The organism is Rahnella contaminans, from assembly GCF_011065485.1.
Lineage (GTDB): Bacteria > Pseudomonadota > Gammaproteobacteria > Enterobacterales > Enterobacteriaceae > Rahnella > Rahnella contaminans.
On record NZ_JAADJS010000003.1, the window covers coordinates 304,798 to 321,414 of the forward strand.

Annotated in this window: 15 protein-coding genes; 10 read left to right on the top strand and 5 right to left on the bottom strand. The window is 54.7% G+C overall.

What is annotated here, in order from left to right:
- Window positions 1-55 precede the first annotated feature (55 nt).
- Window positions 56-913 (top strand): LysR family transcriptional regulator, encoded by an 858-nt coding sequence (locus tag GW579_RS16105; protein WP_235937403.1) that lies wholly within the window; start codon window positions 56-58, stop codon window positions 911-913.
- Window positions 914-1,030: 117 nt separating this feature from the next.
- Window positions 1,031-1,351: a DMT family transporter gene (locus GW579_RS16110; RefSeq protein WP_165060142.1), complete on the top strand. Its 321-nt coding sequence runs from the start codon at window positions 1,031-1,033 to the stop codon at window positions 1,349-1,351.
- Between the two features lie 78 nt (window positions 1,352-1,429).
- Here the strand turns inward: GW579_RS16110 and GW579_RS16115 are convergent, their stop codons facing one another.
- From GW579_RS16115 to hutW, 4 genes are all read right to left on the bottom strand, one after another.
- Window positions 1,430-1,651, bottom strand: a complete 222-nt coding sequence (locus GW579_RS16115) for a YdgH/BhsA/McbA-like domain containing protein (RefSeq protein ID WP_165060144.1) — start codon at window positions 1,649-1,651, stop codon at window positions 1,430-1,432.
- 533 nt (window positions 1,652-2,184) lie between these two features.
- A complete protein-coding gene (locus GW579_RS16120) occupies window positions 2,185-2,808 on the bottom strand; it encodes an SDR family oxidoreductase (RefSeq protein ID WP_165060147.1) in 624 nt (207 codons plus the stop codon).
- Window positions 2,805-3,326, bottom strand: a complete 522-nt coding sequence (hutX, locus tag GW579_RS16125) for a heme utilization cystosolic carrier protein HutX (RefSeq protein WP_371819704.1) — start codon at window positions 3,324-3,326, stop codon at window positions 2,805-2,807. Before hutX ends, GW579_RS16120 begins: the two co-directional genes overlap by 4 nt.
- Window positions 3,304-4,629: a heme anaerobic degradation radical SAM methyltransferase ChuW/HutW gene (gene hutW / locus GW579_RS16130; protein ID WP_165060150.1), complete on the bottom strand. Its 1,326-nt coding sequence runs from the start codon at window positions 4,627-4,629 to the stop codon at window positions 3,304-3,306. The genes hutX and hutW overlap by 23 nt, the downstream gene beginning before the upstream one ends.
- Window positions 4,630-5,260: 631 nt before the next feature.
- Here hutW and GW579_RS16135 point away from each other — a divergent pair.
- Together GW579_RS16135 and GW579_RS16140 are read left to right on the top strand one after the other, a co-directional pair.
- Window positions 5,261-7,927 carry an autotransporter outer membrane beta-barrel domain-containing protein gene (locus GW579_RS16135; protein ID WP_165060153.1) on the top strand — a complete coding sequence of 889 codons (2,667 nt, stop codon included), beginning with the start codon at window positions 5,261-5,263 and terminating at the stop codon, window positions 7,925-7,927.
- Between the two features lie 122 nt (window positions 7,928-8,049).
- Entirely contained in the window at window positions 8,050-8,670 is a 621-nt protein-coding gene (locus tag GW579_RS16140) for a helix-turn-helix domain-containing protein (RefSeq protein WP_165060156.1), read from the top strand.
- 131 nt (window positions 8,671-8,801) lie between these two features.
- On the opposite strand, the gene GW579_RS16145 is transcribed toward GW579_RS16140, so the two are convergent.
- Window positions 8,802-9,506 carry an SDR family oxidoreductase gene (locus GW579_RS16145; protein WP_165060159.1) on the bottom strand — a complete coding sequence of 235 codons (705 nt, stop codon included), beginning with the start codon at window positions 9,504-9,506 and terminating at the stop codon, window positions 8,802-8,804.
- A gap of 173 nt (window positions 9,507-9,679) precedes the next feature.
- Between GW579_RS16145 and fecI the strand changes: the two genes are divergently transcribed.
- The 6 genes from fecI to fecD all read left to right on the top strand — a co-directional run bounded on the left by fecI (window position 9,680) and on the right by fecD (window position 16,615).
- Window positions 9,680-10,198 (top strand): ferric citrate uptake sigma factor FecI, encoded by a 519-nt coding sequence (gene fecI, locus GW579_RS16150; protein WP_165060162.1) that lies wholly within the window; start codon window positions 9,680-9,682, stop codon window positions 10,196-10,198.
- 5 nt (window positions 10,199-10,203) lie between these two features.
- Window positions 10,204-11,175, top strand: a complete 972-nt coding sequence (gene fecR / locus GW579_RS16155; protein ID WP_165060165.1) for a ferric citrate uptake sigma factor regulator FecR — start codon at window positions 10,204-10,206, stop codon at window positions 11,173-11,175.
- 146 nt (window positions 11,176-11,321) lie between these two features.
- Window positions 11,322-13,682: a TonB-dependent Fe(3+) dicitrate receptor FecA gene (gene fecA, locus GW579_RS16160; protein WP_165060168.1), complete on the top strand. Its 2,361-nt coding sequence runs from the start codon at window positions 11,322-11,324 to the stop codon at window positions 13,680-13,682.
- A 67-nt stretch (window positions 13,683-13,749) separates the two neighbouring features.
- Window positions 13,750-14,655, top strand: a complete 906-nt coding sequence (locus GW579_RS16165; protein WP_165060171.1) for a Fe(3+) dicitrate ABC transporter substrate-binding protein FecB — start codon at window positions 13,750-13,752, stop codon at window positions 14,653-14,655.
- Window positions 14,652-15,656: an iron-dicitrate ABC transporter permease FecC gene (gene fecC, locus GW579_RS16170; RefSeq protein ID WP_165060174.1), complete on the top strand. Its 1,005-nt coding sequence runs from the start codon at window positions 14,652-14,654 to the stop codon at window positions 15,654-15,656. The genes GW579_RS16165 and fecC overlap by 4 nt, the downstream gene beginning before the upstream one ends.
- On the top strand, window positions 15,653-16,615 hold the full coding sequence (gene fecD, locus GW579_RS16175) for a Fe(3+) dicitrate ABC transporter permease subunit FecD (protein WP_152326574.1): 963 nt from the start codon (window positions 15,653-15,655) through the stop codon (window positions 16,613-16,615). The genes fecC and fecD overlap by 4 nt, the downstream gene beginning before the upstream one ends.
- Window positions 16,616-16,617 lie beyond the last annotated feature (2 nt).

Below are 16,617 nucleotides of genomic sequence, written 5' to 3' on the forward strand. Positions count from 1 at the left end.
TGCGAAGTGGCTTTTTGTATACTGAGCGTGCCACCGCCGCAATGAAGAGAAGGGAATGATGGATCTGAAAAGAATGCGTTACTTCTGCACCATCGCTGAACAGGGTTCAATCAGCAAAGCTGCGAAAGTGCTGAATATCGCACAGCCTCCGCTTGGAAAACGTCTGCACGAACTCGAAGAAGAAATCGGTTCGCCCCTGTTTATCCGCACCACCAAACAGATGGTTCTCACCGAAGCCGGACGTTTTCTTTACCGCAAATCCAGTGAAATCCTCAGCCAGGTCAACAGCGTCACGCGGCAGGCGGTGGATATCGCGTCGCAAAAAAAACGCACCGTGCGTATCGGCGTTTCCTATCTTTATCTGCGCTATTTCAATACGGTATTTCTCGAGCTGTACCGCAAAAACCCGGACTGGGATCCGAACCTTCTGGTATCTGAATCCACCTATCTGGAAGAACTGGTGATGAACAAAGCGCTGGATATGGCGATGATTCAGACGCCCGCCGATATCCGTTCTTTCTATGTCCGTGAATTTGAGCCGATCAAACTGGTCGCGGTTGTCTCAACTGAACTGGCCGAAAACCTGCCCGACCGCACGCTGACTTTCGCTGATTTATCCGGCTTCCCGCTGATTATGCTGCACCGGATGGGCGGCGAGGGCACCTATGAAGTGCTGCTCAACCGTTTGTATGAAGAAGTGAAAGATGTGAACGTGATTATGAAAGTGTCCGAGCCGCGGCTGGTGATCGAAATGTTTCGCGACGGCCTTGCGGGTGCTGCGCTGATGCCGGAATCGGAAGTCGGCGAGAGCAAACATTTCCGCGCGTTTAAAATCGAACAAAAAGAGAAGCTTTTCCGCCCGGCGATCATCACGCTGCATACTGAAAAAGACTCGTTTTTGCCGGGAGAGTGATTTTTGTCATGAGCAGGCGAGGTGAACTATAATCAGCTTTCTCATGCTGACTGGACGACCAGAGACTCAGCTTAATTTTTCGGGGACGACCCTGACTGTTATTCCTGAGGATGTTTTATGGCCTGGCTTTATCTGTTTTTAGCCGGAATTTTCGAAGTTGTCTGGTCGACCGCAATGAAAGAATCCCACGGATTCACCCGCCTCATTCCCAGCCTGATCACGGCATTTTTCATGCTGCTCAGCGTAGTATTACTGGCGATCGCCATGAAAACCCTGCCGCTCGGCACGTCGTACACCGTCTGGGTCGGCATCGGGGCTATCGGCGCATTTATTCTGGGTGTCACGATGTTCGGCGAAAGCCTTAATCCGCTACGTGTGATCGCAGTTTTACTGATTTTCGCGGGGGTTATTCTGCTGAAGGTGGCAACGAAAGAGTGACGGGGTAAAACTCCAGATCCCGCAAAGCCGCTCTGTAACGGGAGCGGCTTTTGTTCTTAAAATGCAGACTTAATCAAATCATTTGTACAATACAGCGGTGCCATGAATGCGGTTCTGACCACCGGCTTCGATAATTTTATAAGAGGTTGCACCGGCGGCAGCGGCTTTAGCGGCGAAGGTGGATTCCAGACCATCCAGTGTGTTGTCGGAGGCAGTAATAGTGCCGATTTGTGAGGCGAAACTACCAAAAGAAACAGTGGCGAGTGTTGCTGCGATAACGAAAGTTTTGATGGTTTTCATGATGTCATTCCTTCTCAGTGTTTGTTGGGTGAAGGCGGCTGCCTCCGATGAGAAGAAGAATAGCGCCGCGGGATCCGGATGAATAGCGGACTTATTTGCTTGTAATGATCAAAATGTTTGAATAATTCAGCGGGTATGCAATTTTCTCTTTCCGGAGGAGTCTCTTTCAGTCCGTCCGCCATTTGCCGTTATCACATGTCGTGTTCTGGCAAACTTTTATAAAAACCACGGACGTATATAAATGAGCCGGGAAACGCAGTTCCCCAGGGGAGGTCATTCATGGCGACGGAATATTATCTGCGCAGGCGGCTCGAAGTGATGATGGCTGATCCCCGGAACTGGGATTACAGCTATTCATCAGGCGGTTGCGCCCTCAGTAAAACATCAGCGACTGTATTTCTCGCTGGCTACCCGGCTTAACCGGTGGGACAGATTGCAGTTTTTGCTGATGAATACGGATAACACGGATGCGGCGTTACTGCGTCAGATGCTGGCGCAATAAATAACAGATGCCCCGTTTCCGGGGCATTTTTTTAAAACCTTTCGCCCTCCAGCGAGGCATCACACAGCGCGTACACCTCGCCCCAGCCTGCGCCGGTGGTCAGTAGCTGGCGGATGTGCAGGGCAACGTCGGCGCGGCGGACGCGGCCATGCGCTTCGGTTTCGATAAGGTGCGCTTTGCCGGTGGCTTCGCCGTTCATCAGGCCGCCCGGACGCAGAATACACCACGCCAGCGTGCTGGTTTGCAGCCAGCTTTCAGCCAGTGATTTCTCACGAACCGCCTGCCCGAATGCCTGTTTTGCGCGGTCGGATAAGGTCGGCCAGCTGTTGCCGCAGCCAATCGACGTCACCAGCAACATCTGGCGGATGCCGGTTTTTTCAGCGGTATCCACAATCAGCCGGTTAGCGGTGTAATCGGAGAGTTTTCCGCCCAGCGTGGACACGATCTGCGCCTCCGCCCCGGCCATCTGGCAGGCCTGCAAGACATCTTCCGGGTTCAGCGCGTCGCCGGTAATCACGGTGACGCCCGCCGCGCGCAACGTTTCTGCCTGTTGAGGGTTACGGATTAGCGCCACAACCGGGCGCTCCTGTGCGGAAAGGGCGACCAGTTCAGCCCCGACGCCGCTGCCAGCGCCAAAAATCAGCAAAGTATTCAAGGGTGTTTCTCTCTCTCGGCCAGAAGGGCAGGAAGGGCGCGAAATGCATTCAGCTGATCACTCAGAAGCTGGCGATGGCTGTCACGCCCGACGAAAACCTTGAGCATCGCATAACCGGAAGCGTTTAAAAACCAGACACTTGCTGTGCTCATTCCCATAAATGGCCGTTCGACCAGCGCGATGTGCTGGCAATTTGTTGCGCGGATATGCCCGCTCATTCCCTGTTTTCCGCGCAGGTTGAAATACCCGTGGCGATGCGTGCCGGTGGGCAACGCGCCGTGGAATTCGAGGATCAGATCGTCATTATTTACCAGCGTCGTGACGTCGCCCCATTCCGTGATGTTGTCCCACACTGTGTCGAACTGGCTGCCGGAAAACAGGTGGCTTTCGGGCAAATGTCGGATCACCGTCAGCGGCGTCACGCCATATTCACGGGCGATATCTTCAACAGTGCCGTCAGGCTGAGTGGAGAGAAAGTCGGTCAGTTTTTGCAGGTTATCCGTGTGCATGGCTGTCATTCCGTAAGGTCAGTTGAGGAACCAGAATTTGCAGGGCTTGCAGCATATTGCTGGCCCAGAAACGTCCGGCGGGAGTCAGGTTGAAACGCGGGCCGTCGCTGTGCATCAGGCCGCACTGTTGCCACTGTTGCAGCAACGGTTCAATCGGGAATGGATCTTCGACGATGCGGCTCAGATCATAACGTCCGGCTTCGATGCCGCCCTGTAAATCCAGCCGCCAGCGGTGCTCACCGGTGGTCGCGGCGGTCATCATCATGATCGGTTTTTGCCCGGCATCGAGCAGCTGATAATAAGCGTCCAGGCTGCGCATCGTCATATATGACTGGCCGCCAAGGTTGCCGCCCGCGCCGCTGCCGAAAGCCAGACAGTCTGCGCCTTTTTTGATCAGCAGATTATAGAGATTGCGTTCGCGGGTGGTGCGCGCCCAGTGGCTGTTGCTGATCTGATGCCAGCCGTCACGCGCCAGAAACGCTTCGCCTTCCAGATAGAAATCCCGACGCATGCTGACGTCGGGCAGGGTGACGCGATTGTTCCCGACCGCTTTGCCCAGTGGCGTGGACGGCAACAGATTCAGCGCGTAAAGATCGACACCGTCCAGCGGCAGGTCACGGACAATCTGTAAATCTTCCAGCCACGACGCGCGGGTCTGTTCCGGCAGGCCAAACATCAGGTCACAAACCACCGCCGCGCGGTCACGTTCGCCCAGCTTGCGCAGAAAATTAATGGCTTCGTCGCGGCTGGCGCGGCGGCCCATACGCTGACGGATACGCGTGTCGAACGTCTGAATGCCGACGGAAAAACGGTTAGCGCCCGCGTCCAGACAGGCATCAATGCGTTCGTCATCGAAATTCAGGATGCGGCCTTCCACCGTGATTTCGCAATCCGGTGCCAGCGGCAAACTGCGGCGCAGGGTCACAATAATCCGGTGCAACTGCCGGGCGCTGAGCGCGGTCGGCGTGCCGCCACCAAAATAGACGGCGTGGATTGGCGCAGACTGATGCAGCGGTGAGCTGGCTTCCTGCTCGATTTCGCGGATCAGGTAATCGCAGTATTGTTCGGTGGCTTCCGCTTCCAGCTTGTTCTGGTAGAACCCGCAAAATTTGCAGTGCGTCGCGCAAAAAGGGATATGCAAATAGACCAGACGTTTATTCGCAGGCAGCGTTTTCTGACAAAGCGCCTGCCATTGTGCGGGAACCTCCTGCGGAGGAACGGGTTGCTGCGGCCGCCAGGGCATAACCGCCCAGCGATCCGGGAACGGCAGGCCCTGATCGGCGGCATAAAAGCGCGTGAGGTCTAAGCTCATAAGGGTCTTCTTCTCCTGAAGAAACAGTCATTATCGCCATTAAACGATAATGATTATCATTCGATCAAACCCAACCCGCGCCTTTGATGATCTGTATCAAGTTAAAATTTGTGAGGATTTTGCTAAGAAAATCAGGTGGCCACCTGGGATTGTCCCTGTCCTGCGGGTGACGCCAACGTTACCAGGTGAGTCTGAGCAGTATATTTTTCCAGATAATTTAATAATGATCAGTTACGGGAATAGCTATTTTCACACTGTATTAATTATCCGGGTGATCAGAGTTTTCAAAACGTATTAAAACATAATCCTAAATTAAAGTTCCAGTGGTTTTTATTTCGCATGATGAAATGTATGATGAGTGATTAATTTTGTGGGATTATTTTTTATGGCGAATAAAATAATCCTAAAACAGATGACTCATTATTTTTATTTTAATTTATCGTGTTGTTTTTAAAGAGTTTTATAATTTAAAATAAATAAAGTCCGTATCCGTATACTTTGCCAATCAAGATTGAACCTTTGTATCTTATTGTGAATAATTGATTTTGAAGTCGTGGTGGGGAATAAACCGTTAGCGCGTTTTTCATGTTGCTATGGTTTCTACTCAATTATTCAAATTAAAGGATTACAAATGAATCATCATAAAAAGGGTTTGTCTGTTTCAAAGTTAGCCGCCGCATGCTCATTGGCATTAATGGCTCAGGCATCCGCTTCGGATATTTCTAACACAAGCTATGAAACATTCTATTTTAATACGACCGATAACACGCCGTATTATCAGGGCTACGTTGGGTTCAATAACGGGCAAGACCTCACGACGCAGGGCAATATCTCGCCGGGGATTAACAATGCTGTCGTTCGTGGTGTGATCTCGACCTATTATCTGAACGCCAATGCCAGCGAAAACGCACTGAACATCACCAACAGCACCGTCCGCGGCATGATCACTTCTCAGTGCATGACCACAAACTGCGCCGCAGATACCCTGACAAACGCGGGCGTATTGTCATTAACCGTTGATAATTCGACGATTGATGACACCTACGAGCATTACAATTATGTCAACAATGCCAACGTGGCGGGCAGCATTGATACTTACAATCTGGGCACTGCCATTACGCTGGACCAGCAAAGTAATATCGTTTTGCGTAATAACTCCCGTGTGGCGGGTATTACATTAACGCAGGGTTATGACTGGGCAGCAGATTCAGCAAATAACGGCACTTCGTTTAATAATAACGTGACAATCAGTGATTCCGCGCTGACGTCAGGTGCCTGGTCTGAGCTGGATAACTCAGGTTTCTACGGTCAGTCCGGCAAACCTTCTGATTACCATAATGGTTCAGCGGGTTGGGATGATGTAGCGCTGGATGTCAGCGATTCTGCTGATGCCGTTCATTCGATGAAAACCAACGTGGTATTAGACCATTCCACGCTGACCGGCGATGTCGCATTTGCCAGTACCTTCAATGCGAATTTCTATCCGGCAGGGCATGACTCAAATGCGGATGGCACGCTGGATACCAATGGCGGCTACGCGCAGGATTCCCTGAATCAGGATGAATTAAACCTGACGCTGCAAAACGGCAGCAAATGGGTCGGCGCGGCCATGTCTTCGGTTGAATCGACGGCCACTTTATATGATGTGGCACCGAACAGTATTCTTCCTGAATCTGTTTACGACACCAGCGGCCACGTGGCCGGCAATCAGGTTTTCCAGAGCGGTCTGTTTAATGTCGCACTCGATACCGGTTCCCGGTGGGATACGCGCGGTAATTCCAATATCGACACGCTGACCGTGAATAACGGTTCGCTGGTGAATATTACCAACGCGTCTTCCTTGCTGGCGGATTCTGTTTCGCTCAACAATCTGTCCGGGCTGAACATCGCCAATGACGGTTTCGTGGCGACCGATACGCTGTCCCTCGACAACCAGAGCCAGGTTTCGTTGTTAAATGAAGGCGCAGAACTTTACGCAAACCAGATCACCGTTGACCGTCAGTCTCAGCTGAATTTAGGTCTGGGTCAGGTGGAAAGCCGCAATATGACGCTGGCTAACGGCGGCACATTCAACGTGGGAAGCCGTGCTTACATCCTGAATTCTGATCTGAATTCGACCGCAAGCCAGGTTCGTCAGGAGCAGGGTATCGTTGCCCTGAATTCTGATGGTCATCTGTCAGTGAATGGCGATGTGAACGGTAACTTCCGCGTCAATATCAACGACGCCACCGGCAAAGGCAGCGTTGCTGATTATAAAAACAAAGAAGTGATTCGTGTGTACGACAACAACACGGCCACTGCGGCAACGTTCACCGCCAACAATAAGGCCGATCTGGGTGCATACCGTTATGAAGCGAAACAGGCTGGCGACACCGTTGTTCTCAAACAACGTGGCCTGACCGATGCCGCCAATATCGCCCTGAGCATTCCGTCCGCGAACACCAACATCTGGAATCTTGAGCAGGATACGCTGGCAAACCGCTTGAGCGCTGGTCGTCATTCCGGTGATGCAGGCGGCGTGTGGGTGAGCTACACAGGCGGTAATTTCAATGCCGATGGCAGCACGGTTTCCTACGATCAGGACGTCAACGGCATCATGATCGGTGTCGATAAAATGATTGAGGGCGATGCTAAGTGGATGCTGGGTATGGCCGCAGGCTTCGCGAAGGGTGATGTTTCTCATAAGAGCGGCAGCCTGGATCAGGATACTCAATCTGCACGTGTGTACGCTTCTGCCCAATTCGACAACCATGTCTTCTTAGACAGCTCACTGAGCTACAGCCGCTTTAGCAACGACCTGACCAGCGGTATGAGCGACGGGCAGCATGTTACGGCTGACAACGCTACCGACGGCTGGGGCTTTGGTCTGAAACTGGGCTACGACTGGGCGTTCAACGAAAGCGGTTATGTCACGCCGTATGCCGCCATCAGCGGTCTGTTCCAGAACAACGACAGCTATAAAGTGAGCAACGGGATGAACGTGGGTAGCCAGTCTTACAACAGCCTGCGCTACGAAGCCGGTGTTGATGCGGGTTACACCTTCAATTACGGCAGCGAACAGTCCCTGACGCCGTTCGTGAAACTGGCATATGTCTACGATGACGCGGGCGATAACGATGCACGTATAAACGGTGACCGTATCGACAACAGCATGAACGGTTCTGCGGTTCGCGCAGGGGTGGGCGGTCAGTTCAACTTCAGCAAAAACTTCGCAACCTATGCCGATACTGCTCTGCTGAAAGGCGGGGATGTTGACCAGGACTGGTCTGCAAACGTCGGTGTGAAATACCGCTGGTAATATCGGGTAAACGTCAGAAACGTTTAACCTGATTGCCTGAAATACGACTCCGGGCATACTTCACAAGGCTGTGAGTATGCCTGTTCGCCAATAACCTTACTCAATCTTGTCGGTTTTATACTATGTCAGAAAAACCACTGGAAATACTTCAGCAACTTCATGACTGTTTAATGGCAGAAGGTGTCTCTTTTACTTTTAATAAAGGAGAAAAGATTCAAATTGAGCAGGAAGAAAAGGAAAATATTGTCTATTTCCTCGAGTCGGGCTGTGTGTTTATTTATAATGAAGAGAAAGAATGGCTTCTGGATGTCGTCGATTCCGCTATGTTACTGGGCGCATCGGGCATCGTTTTCAAAGAATACGAAGGTTCCTGTGCCGTTGCTGTTAACGTCTGCCAGGGGTTCTGGCTGACCGCCAGCCGGGCAAAAGCGCTGCTCAATCAGAGCAATCTCTGGTACGAACTGAGCATCTGGCTGAGCTATCTGGCCTTCTACCTGAAACACCGTGAATGTGATCTGTTAGGCTCAAACAACTATTGTATTGTCCGCGCGATGTTAATCCGTATGCAAAGGATCAGGCCTGAGGTTCGCCAAAAATTAGGCGTTCTGGAGTTTATCCAGCAGCGCTCCAAAATATCGCGCACCGTGATTGCAGAAATACTCTGTGAATTACGCAAGGGTAATTATATCGAGATGGACAAGGGGAAATTAATACAGATAAACCGTCTCCCGGCGAATTACTAATTTCTGACTGAATGTTATTGGCGTCAACACCGGTGAATTAAAATCAATCACAGAACGGGTAACCAAACCCGATAATAAAAAGCCTTTTTGCCCCGGAGTTTTTGCGCATTCCGGGGCATTTTTTTACGGGTCTACCGCTTCGCTTTATCCCGGCGCGGCCTCACTGCGATATCCGTAATTTGCGTATCGTCGCTGGCGCTGACCACCAGACGCACCGCCGCCGCGACCGATTCCGGCGTGCTGTATTCGCGCGGATCAATGGCGTCAAAATTGCCCTGACTTTCGCGGGTTTTGCGGTTCATCGGCGTATCCGTTGGCCCCGGCGCAACGGTGGAAACGCGCAAGCCGTGCTCCGTTTCTTCCTGACGCAACGCATGGGCTAGGGCGCTCAGTGCGAACTTAGAGGCACAATAGACCGTATTCCCGCCATCTGCTTTTGTCCCCGATCCCGAACCGATAAATACCACCTGACCTTCCTGTTTTCTCAGCGCCGGTAATGCCAGACGGGTGAACTCCGCTGGTGCGAAAACGTTGATAGAAAACTGCTTTTGCCACTCCTCCGGCGTCGCCTGTTCAAGGCGCAGTGGTTTGGAAATCGCCGCCGAATGTACCAGCACATCAATCACCGGTAACTCACGAACAAACTGCTCAACGGCACTGAAATCCAGCAGATCGATTTCAACCGCCTCCACGTTTTCGACCAGCCGCAGCGCAATCAGGCTGTCTTTATTACGCCCGAGCGCATAAACCTGATGATCGCGTGCCAGATTATGAACAATGGCCAGCCCGATACCGCTGGTTCCGCCGGTAACAACGGCGACAGGGAGTGAACTCATGATGTTTTCCTTGTGGTTTTTATTCAGGCTAACACCTGGCAGAGTTGTGATCGACGCACTTAATTGGCTTAGCATTTATGGCAGATGGGAAAGCGAATGATTCTCGATTGTAATGATAACTATTATCAATTATCATCCAATTGTGAATTTCTGGTCTGGTTATGTAACTTCCTATGTCCGCAAACGTTGCCGTTTCCCCGGTTCGTGCTTTTGAAGCACTTTACAGCTCGCATCACCGCTGGCTGAAAAACTGGCTCCAGTTCAAACTGGGGTCCGCCAGTGACGCAGACGATCTGGCGCAGGACACCTTTATGCGCGTTCTCACCGGCAATACCGCACAGGAAATTCGCGAACCCAAATCCTTTTTATGTACCGTTGCCCGCCGCGTGATGGTGGATTTTTTCCGCCGCAACGCGCTGGAACGTGCGTATCTCGACATGCTGGCGCTGATGCCGGAAGAACAGATGCCGTCGCCCGAACAGCGGCAATGTCTGCTCGAAACCCTGCAACAAATCGATACGATGCTCGACGGGCTGGGCGAGAAAGTGCGTCAGGCATTTTTACTCTCACAGCTTGAAGGGCTGACGTATCCGGTGATCGCCGAACGTCTGAACGTGTCGGTCAGTTCGGTCAAAAAATACATGGCGAAAGCCACCGAACACTGCCTGCTGTTCAGCATAGAACACGGCTGATTCCGATGAATACGTCCCTGACCGATAACCAGCGCCTGTCGCTGAAAATAGCCGCGCAGTGGTTCGCCACCTTGTGCTCGGGCGAGGTCACGCCGCAGCAAAACCAGAAATGGCAGCAGTGGCTGGCGCAGGATGAAGATCATCGCTGGGCGTGGCAGCGCGTGGAATCGTTGCAGGGGCAACTGCACAATATGCCCGGTAAATTCAGTTATCAGACGCTTAACCATGCGCGCCAGCAGTCGGATGTCACCCGCCGCCGTGTTCTGAAAAGCCTGGTGGTGTTGCTCGGTCTGGGGGGGACATGGGAAGCCTGGCAGTCGTCCGCCGGGCAGCGTTTGCTGGCCGATGCACGCACGTCTACCGGCGAAATCAAAACCCTGCGCCTGCCGGATAATTCACAGCTTTCGCTCAATACTGCCAGCGCCGCCGATATCCGTTTTACCGACACACTCCGTCTTATCCGCCTGCATCAGGGCGAAATCAGCATTATCACCGCGCGCGATAATCAGCCGGTTCCGCGGCCATTTCTGGTCGAAACGCAACAGGGTATGTTACGCGCGCTGGGCACGGAATTTATCGTGCGCCAGCAGGATGACGCCACGACGCTGAAGGTGCTCAAACACGCCGTGGAAATCACGTTGCGCGACCGGCCTGCGGGCGGTTTGCAAATCAGCGAAGGCCACGCGGTGCGCTTTACCGGCAGTGCTTTCGGTGATGTTACCGCGGTAACCGGCGGTGCAGGGAGCTGGACCCACGGCGTGCTGAGCGTCAGCGACTGGCGTCTGGCGGATGTGATTGCCGAGCTGGCCCGTTACCGCCACGGTCATCTGAGCTGCGACCCGTCAGTGGCTGATTTACGCATCAGCGGCACGTTCCCGCTGAAAGATACCGACAGTGTGCTGGAAATTCTTTCACGAACACTTCCCGTGAAAATTCAGACGGCTACGCGTTACTGGGTGAAAGTGGTGCCTGTGTAATGTCCCGGTAAAATTCTTCCTGCAAATAAAAATGATAAATAATCGCATTCGCGGTTGTCCCTTTTCCATTCTCATCCGACTCCTGAGTAACACCTAAAAAACTGCCTGAAAAATCACACAGTAAAAAACATAAAATCGGAGACGGTATGTCCATTTCACGCTCACGCGTTATTCGTTCTTTTCGCAAAACAACACCACTGGCGATTGCCATTCACTGCGCCATTCTTCCTGCCGCACTGCTGACGTCGCTGCCGGTAGCCGCCGCGGTGCAGTCTGCGTCTTATCAAATTGCGGCCGGGGATCTGGATACCGCGCTGAATCAGTTCGCGGCCAAAGCCGGGATTACGCTTTCTGTGGATGCCTCGCTGACGCGTGGAAAACACAGCAGCGGCTTGCAGGGGAGTTACACTGTCACTGATGGTCTGACGACGTTACTGGCAAACAGCGGGCTGGAAGCCAGACCGCTGGGCAATAATGCGTTCACTCTGGCGGTTATGCCTGCGCCGGTGCAGGCACCGGAATCCCTGACGGTGGTCGGAGACTGGCTGGCGGACGCGCGTGAAAACGATGTTTTTGAGCACGGCGGGGCGCGTGATGTGATCCGCCGTGAAGATTTTGTGAAGACCGGCGCGACAACCGTTCGTGAAATGATGAACCGCATTCCGGGCGTCAATGCGCCGGAAAACAACGGTACCGGCAGCCATGACATGGCGATGAATTTCGGCATCCGTGGCCTGAACCCACGTCTCGCCAGCCGTTCAACCGTGCTGATGGACGGCATTCCGGTGCCGTTTGCGCCTTACGGCCAGCCGCAACTTTCCCTCGCGCCGGTTTCACTTGGCAACATGGATGCGGTGGACGTGGTGCGTGGCGGCGGTGCGGTGCGTTACGGACCGCAAAGCGTCGGCGGCGTGGTGAACTTTGTCACCCGCGCCATCCCGAAAGATTTCGGTATCGAAGCCGGCATGGAAGGGCTGCTCAGCCCGACGTCCAGCCAGAATGACCCGAAAGGCACCGGCAATCTGATGGTAGGCGGCACGGCGGATAACGGTCTCGGCGGCGCGCTGCTTTACTCCGGCACGCGCGGCAGCGACTGGCGCGAACACAGCGCCACCAAAATTGACGATGTGATGCTCAAAACCCGTTACGCGCCAAACGACGTCCACACGTTCAACAGCCTGCTGCAATATTACGAAGGCCGCGCGGAAATGCCGGGCGGTTTATCCCGTGCCGCGTATAACGCCGACCGTTTTCAGTCCACGCGCCCTTATGACGAATTCTGGGGCCGCCGCCAGCTGGCGAGTTTTGGCTATCAGTATCAGCCCGACCAGCAGCATAAATTCAATGTGCAAACGTTCTACACCTACACGCTGCGCAGCGGTTATCTCGATCAGGGTAAAAACCTGACGCTTTCCCCGCGCCAGTATTGGGTTCGCGGCGTTGAACCGCGCTACAGCCAGAGCTTCAACCTCGGCCAGACCGCGCATGAAGTGGGCGTCGGTTACCGTTATGTCAGCGAATCCACCCACGAATTGCGCTATTACAGCCCGGCCAAATCCGGCGTTCTGCCGACCGGCGACAGCCCGTATGACCGCGATACGCAATCCGGCACGCAGGCGAATGCGTTTTATGTTGATGACCGCATTGACGTCGGCGACTGGACCATCACGCCGGGCATGCGTTACGAGCACATCCAGTCGTATCAGAACAACTACATCAAAGGCACCAGGCAGGAAATCAGCTACAACGCGCCGCTGCCTGCTCTGAACGTCGTTTATCACATGAACGAGGCGTGGAATATTTATGCCAATACCGAAGGTTCTTTCGGCACGGTGCAGTACAGCCAGATTGGCAAAGCGGTGGACAGCGGCAGTATCGAGCCGGAAAAAGCCCGCACCTGGGAGCTGGGAACGCGCTTTGATAACAGCGTTGTGAAAGCGGAAGTCGGGCTGTTCCTGATCAACTTCAACAATCAGTACGACTCCAACCAGACCACGGACAGCGTCACCGCGCGCGGAAAAACCCGTCATACCGGTCTGGAAAGCCAGATTCGTTACGACCTCGCTGATTTGTCGCCAAAACTCGAAAACTTCTCCGCTTACGCCAGCTATGCGTATGTGAATGCCGTCATTCGTGAATCCGGCGATACGCAGGGCAACCAGGTACCGTTTTCCCCGAAAAACAAAGGCACGCTGGGGCTGGATTACACACCGGGCAACTGGTTCTTCAACGTCAACAGCGAATACCAGTCCGGCCAGTTTGCGGATAACGCCAACACCGTCGAAGAAAGTGCCGACGGCAGCACCGGTCGCATCCCCGGCTTCATGCTGTGGGGCGCCCGCGCCGGTTATCAGTTTGGCCCGGACATGGCGAACCTGAATCTGGCCTTCGGCGTGAAGAATATCTTCGACCACGAATACTTCACGCGTGCGTATGACGATAACAACAAAGGGATTTATGCCGGACAGCCACGCACGTTGTATATGCAGGGTTCCCTGAAATTCTGATGGTTTAAAACGCCGGGCTTAGCGTGACGACGCCCGTTTTTTCCCTTTTCAGCCGCACAGAGGTTCTATGTCTTTCTTCTCCCGCTTTGCGCTTTTTATCGGTTTATGTTTTTCGCTGGGCACCGCGCAGGCCGTGACGGTGACTGACCAGCAGGGCACTTTTACGCTCGATACGGCGCCTGAACGCGTCGTCGTTCTGGAGCTCTCTTTTGTGGATGCGCTGGCCGTGGTGGATGTCAGCCCGGTGGGCGTGGCCGATGATAACGACGCGGAACGTATTTTGCCGGAAGTGCGCCAGCGTATCAGCGCGTGGAAATCCGTCGGCACACGATCGCAGCCGAGCCTCGAGGCGATTGCCGCGCTGAAACCGGATCTGATTATTGCCGACAGCAGCCGTCATGGCGGCATTTATGCCGCGCTGAAAGGGATTGCGCCGACGCTGATGCTGAAATCCCGCAACGAAACCTACAATGAGAACCTGGAATCGGCGGCGATCATCGGCAAAGTGCTGGGGAAAGACGCGCTGATGCAGCAGCGTCTGGCGGAACATCATCAGCGGATGCAGGCGTTTTCCAGTCAGTTACCGAAAGGTACGCAGGTGGTGTTCGGCACCTCGCGCGAACAGCAATTTAACCTGCATACGCGCGATTCCTACACCGGCAGCGTGCTGACCTCGCTCGGGCTGATTGTGCCGGAACCGGTGAATCAGCAGGCGCTGGCCAACATCAGTTTCGAGCAGTTGCTGGCGATCAACCCGGACTGGCTGATTGTCGCGCACTACCGTCAGGAAAGTATTGTGCGTGCATGGCAGAAGGATCCGCTCTGGCAAATGATGAAAGCCGCGCAAAAAAATCAGATTGCGGCGGTCGATGCTAACGTCTGGGCGAGAATGCGCGGGGTGTTTGCCGCTGAGCATATCGGCCATGACGTGGTGCAGATTCTGCATCATCAGGCGCCTGCCACCGCACCATGAAAGCGGTGAAAACGATCGTAACGGGGTGGCGCTGGACGCTGCCTCTGCTCATATTGAGCGTCATCTTCTGGCTGACGCTTTTTTGCCGTTCTGCGGTGCCGATTGGCGCGGTGGAATCTCTGCGCGCGCTGATTCCCGGCCCGCCTGCAACACTGGCGCAGGCGCTGGTGCTCAACCTGCGGTTACCGCGCAGCCTGGTGGCGATGTTGCTCGGTGCCAGCCTGGCGCTGGCGGGCAGCCTGCTGCAAACCCTGACCCGCAATCCGCTGGCGTCTCCCTCGCTGTTTGGCATTAACGCCGGTGCATCGCTGGCGATGGTGGTGGTCAGCGCACTCAGCCCGCAGCTGTTTTCGGGGTTCAGCATTGCGCTGGTGGCAGCCGCTGGCGGCGGTATCAGCTGGAGCATGGTGATGCTGACTGGCGGCGGATGGCAACAGGCGGGTGACCGCAGCCGGTTGATCCTCGCCGGAGTGGCCGTGTCGGCGCTGTGCGCTGCGCTGGCAAAAGTGACGCTGATCCTCTCAGAAGATCACGCATACGGCATTCTCAACTGGCTGGCCGGAGGCGTCGCGCACGCCCGCTGGCCGGAGTTCTGGCATCTGTTCCCTTTCACCCTCATTATCGCGCCCTGGGTTTTGCTGCTTGCCAGCCGCCTGAACCTGTTACAGGTGAGTGATGAAAGCGCGCAGACGCTCGGCGTAAACCTGCCGCGCTTGCGGCTGATAATCAATCTTATGGTGTTATTGCTGGTCGGTGCCTGCGTCAGCGTCGCCGGGCCTCTGGCGTTTATCGGGCTGCTGGTCCCGCACATTTCCCGCTACTGGATTGGTTATGATTTACGCCGCATGTTGCCGGTGAGTATGATTTTTGGCGCAACGCTGATGCTGCTGGCGGATTTGCTGGCGCGTTTTCTGGCGTGGCCGGGTGAATTACCGGCAGGCGTAGTGCTGGCGCTGATTGGCGCGCCATTCTTTGTCTGGCTGGTGAGGACGCGCACATGACCCGGCAGTTCACGGTATTCACCGTTCTGACCAGCCTGTTGCTGCTGACCTTCGTGATTTCGCTGCGTTACGGCACGCACACGCTGACGTTTGAACAAATGCGTCTGGCGTTCGCACCCGCCGATGACAACCATTTTCCGCTGATCGAATATCGCCTGCCGCGCGCGCTGCTGGCGGTGCTGGTCGGTGCGGCGCTGGCGCTTTCCGGCGTACTGGTGCAGGGCATTATCCGCAATCCGCTGGCGTCGCCGGACATACTGGGCGTTAACCACGCCGCCGGACTGATGTCGGTCAGCGCGCTGATGCTGTTCCCCGCGCTTTCCGTGCTGTGGCTGCCGCCGCTGGCCTTCCTGGGTGGGATAGCCGCGTTTGTGTTGCTGCGCCTGATGTCCGGCCGTTCCGCGCCTTTGAAGCTGGCGTTGACCGGCGTCGCGCTGACCGCATTTTACGCCAGCCTGACCGATTACCTGATGCTCTCGCGCCCGATGGAAATCAACAGCGCACTGCTGTGGCTGACCGGAAGTCTGTGGGGACGCGGCTGGAATTTCGTCGAAATCGTCGCGCCGTGGTTGCTGATATTACTGCCGCTCAGCCTTGGGTTCTGCCGCGATCTGGACGTTATGGCGCTCGGTGACGAAAGTGCCTCGACGCTGGGGATCCGCGTTTCCCGCGTACAGCGTCTGGTGTTATTGCTGGCCGTCGCACTGGCCGCCATCAGCGTTGCCGCCTGCGGCCCGGTCGGGTTTATCGGGCTGGTCGCACCGCATCTGACCCGTAAACTGGTCGGCGGAAGGCACCGCGTTTTGATCCCCGCGTCAATGCTTGTCGGGGCGCTGATTTTACTGCTGGCCGACGTGCTAGCGCGCACCCTGCATCCGCCGCTGGAGCTGCCTGCGGGCGTTTTAACGGCGGTGATAGGCGCACCGTATTTCTTCTGGCTCCTGATGAGAACCCGCTGACT